2 protein-coding genes are annotated in these 3,797 nt (G+C 72.3%); both read right to left on the reverse strand.

What is annotated here, in order from left to right:
• Positions 1-3,474 (reverse strand): type I polyketide synthase (locus H5J31_RS39475; RefSeq protein ID WP_181777761.1); only part of this gene is annotated, 3,474 nt, incomplete at its 3' end.
• A 10-nt stretch (positions 3,475-3,484) separates the two neighbouring features.
• Positions 3,485-3,797, reverse strand: a 313-nt coding sequence (locus H5J31_RS40350) for an acyl carrier protein (protein ID WP_181777762.1), incomplete at its 5' end; no start/stop codon positions are given.

Here is a 3,797-nt window from a genome sequence, read left to right on the forward strand (position 1 = left end):
CACCCGCGACGGCAGCGCGGTGCGGGCGAGCAGCACGAGCTTCGCCCGCACACGACGGGCGAGGTCCTCGGCGAGCGTGATGCCGATGCCGCCGGTCCCGCCCGTGATCAGGTACCGGCCGCCGTCCCGCAACACCGGCTCGGCGGTCGCGGGCAGTTCCAGCTGGCTGTAATCCAGCACCCAGCGACGACCGGCACGCAGCGCGACCTCGGCCGCCGCGTCGGCCGGGCGGAACAGCTCGGCGACCAGGTCCTGCGGCCGGACGGCGTCGTCAGTGTCGATAACGTCGATAACGTCGATCCGGCGCACCACCGTGCCCGGGGCCTCCAGCGGCACCACCCGGGCGATGCCCGCGAGGGTCGCGTGCTCAGGGCGCGTCAGGTCGGTGCCGGTGACATCGGCGGTGCCGCTGCTCAGCACGTCGATCCGCACCGGCTCGCCCCAGGCCTGGACGAGGTTGAGCAGGCTGAAGAACCCGTTGTCCTGGGCGGCCATGCCACGCTCGTCCCCGGCCAGTGTCCAGGCGTGCACGACCCGTTCGGGCCGGGCGGGCAGCGCGGCCACGAGCGCGTCGTAGTCCTCGCGCACCCCGGGCCGGACGGTGAATCCGGTCTCCGTCGCGGAGAACCCGTCGCCGGGACGCACCTCGGTGACCGTCACACCCGCGTCGCGCAGCAGGCCGGACAGGACGTCGTCGGCGGCGAAGACGAGCGCGTTCGCGAAGGGCTCACGCCTCAGGTCCGGTTCCGCCTGCCGCCACGCGGGGACCGCGAACCACTCGGACAGGGGCAGCGGACCGCTCGGCCGCGTGGGCCGGACGGCCGTGATCGGGTCCGGATCGACCCAGTACCGCTTACGCGCGTACGGGTAGCCGGGCAGCGGAACGCGGGTGCCGGGCGCACCGAACGTCCGTGCCTGGAGTGAAACTCCGTTCGTCCACAAGAGACCGGCCGCGCCATAGAGTGTTTCGACGTCGCCGATCCGCTCGGTACGGCCCGGCAGACTCGGCTGCGGCGCGGGCATCCCCTTCGGGACCTGGCCGCGGGCCAGCCCGGACAGCTGATGGCCCGGACCGCATTCGACGAGCGCCCAACGGCCGCCGCGCGCGAACAGATTCTTGACACAGTCGCCGAACCGGACGGCCTGGCGCAGGTGGGAGGCCCAGTAAGCGGGGTCGGTGGCCTGGGCGTCGGTGATCCAGTCGCCGGTGACGTTCGACAGGAACGGCAGCGCGGGCGCGGTGCGGACGACGGCGGCGACGGCCCCGGTGAACTCGGCGAGCACCGGATCCATCATCGGCGAGTGGAACGCGTGCGAGGTCACCAGCTCGCGGCACTGCACGCCGCTGGCCTTGAGCGTCGCCGCGAAGTCGGCGACCGCGTCCGACGGCCCGGCCACGACACACGTGCCGGGGCCGTTCACCCCGGCGACCGCGAGGGTGTCCGGCAGCCGCGTGGCGACGCTCGCCTCGTCGAGCTGGACCGCCAGCATCGCGCCGGCGGGCATCGACTGCATCAGGCGGCCGCGGGTGGCGACCAGGTTCAGCGCGTCCGGCAGGGTGAAGACCCCGGCGACGGTGGCGGCGACGTACTCGCCGACCGAGTGACCGATCATCGCCGCGGGCCGCACGCCCCAGCTCTCCCACAGCTTCGCCAACGCGTACTCGACGACGAACAGCGCGGGCTGGGTCACGCGGGTTTCCCGCAGCGCCTGCTCTCCACCGGGCCGGAAGATCAGGTCTCGCAGCTCGGGCAGTTCGGGTTCGAGCAATCGCAGGCATTCGTCGACGGCCGCGGCGAACACCGGCTCGGTGTCGTACAGCTCGGCGCCCATCCCGGCGTACTGGGAACCCTGCCCCGGGAAGAGGAACGCCACGTTCGTCTCCCCGGCCTGTGCGGACACGAGGCGCCGGGAGTCCCGCAGCCCGTCGACGGCGTCCTCCAGGTCACGGGCGACGACGACCGCGCGGTGCGGGTATTCGGTACGGCCGGTGGCCAGGGTGTGGGCCACGTCGGCGAGGTCGAGATCGACGTCCCCGGCCAGCCGGTCGGCCAGCCTGTCGACCGAGGCGGAGAGCGCTTCCGCGGTATTGGCCGACACCCGCAGCAGGTGAGCCGGGTGCGGTGTCCGGTTTCGCTCGAGTACCGGCGCCTCCTCCAGCACGACGTGCGCGTTGGTACCGCCGACGCCGAACGAGCTGACGCCCGCCCGCCGAGGCGCCGGGCCCGCTTCCCACTTCGTCACCACGCGCGCCGGGTAGAACGGGGTCGCCGGGAAGTCGATACCCGGGTTGGGTTCGTGGTAGTTGATGGTCGGCGGGATCAGCCCGTGCTCCATGACGAGCACGGCCTTGATCAACGAGACCACTCCTGCCGCCTGCGACAGGTGGCCGATATTGGACTTCACCGAGCCGATCGCGCACCAGCCGGTGTCCGCGACCTCGTTTCCGTACACAGTGGACAGTGCGGTGATCTCGATCGGGTCGCCCAGCGCGGTCCCGGTGCCGTGCGCCTCGACGTAGCCGATGGTGCGCGGGTCGACACCCGCCATGCCGACGGCCTGCGCGACCGCCTCGGTCTGCCCGGCCACGCTGGGCGCGGAGAAGCCGACCTTGGTGGCGCCGTCGTTGTTGATCGCGTTGCCCAGCACGACGCCCCGGATGTGGTCGCCGTCCTCGATCGCCTGCGACAGCCGCTTCACCAGCACGACCCCGGCGCCGCTGCTCCAGACCGTGCCGTTGGCGCCGGAGTCGAACGCGCGCACGTGGCCGTCCGGCGAAGTGAAGCCGTCGACGCCCATGTAGCCGATGCCGTGCGGCATCTCCAGGTTGACCCCGCCGGCCAGCGCCATGTCGCACTCGCCGTTGCGCAGCGCCTCGCAGGCCAGGTGCACCGCGACCAGGGACGTCGAGCAGGCGGTGAACACCGCGAGGCTCGGGCCGCGCAGGTCGAGCTTGTACGACACCGAGGTCGTCAGGTAGCTCGGCTGGTTGCCGGTCGAGATACCGATACCACCGTGCTGCGAGGCCATGATCCGCTCATTGCGCAGCAGGTTCTCCTTCAGGTAGCCGGTGCCCCCGGACCCGCCGTAGACGCCGATCGCGCCGTCGAAGCGGGCCGGGTCGTAGCCCGCGTCGGTCAGCGCGGCGTGGCACGACTGGAGGAACAGCCGATGCTGCGGATCGGTGATCTCGGCCTCGCGGCTGGTCATGCCGAACAGCTCCGCGTCGAACTCGTCGAAGCCGTCCACCACGGTGGTGGCGTTCACCCAGCTCGGATCGTCCACAGTGGCCTCTTCGGCGCCGCGGGCGATCATCTCCTCGCGGGTGGCGGGCACGATCGACTCGACGCCGTCGACGAGGTTGCGCCAGAACTGCCGCGCGTCACGCGCGCCGGGCACGCGCACGTCCAGTCCGACGATCGCGATCGGTTCGGCTCCGGGATCGCCGGTGCCGGTTTCGGGAAGGTGGGTCACGGTGGTGCTCCTATCCGGGGCCGGCCGGGCCGGCGGTGCGACGGGGTCTTCTGGTCTGGATGCGGCCGCGGCGGGCGGCGACGCGTTCGGCGGCACGGGCCAGCTCCGGAACGGCGGCGCCGTCGGAGTGGAGGTGCGCGGCGAGGGCGCGGACGGTGGGGTGGCTGAACAGGTCGACCATCGGGATCCGGCGGCCGAGCCGGGCGGTGACCTGGGCGTGCACCCGGGCCAGGGCGAGCGAATGCCCGCCCGCGTCGAAGAAGTTGTCGGTATGCCCGACTTCGGCGACGCCCAGGACATCGCACCAGGCACGAGCGATCACG

The sequence above is a fragment of the Amycolatopsis pittospori genome (assembly GCF_013870525.1).
Classification (GTDB): domain Bacteria; phylum Actinomycetota; class Actinomycetes; order Mycobacteriales; family Pseudonocardiaceae; genus Amycolatopsis; species Amycolatopsis pittospori.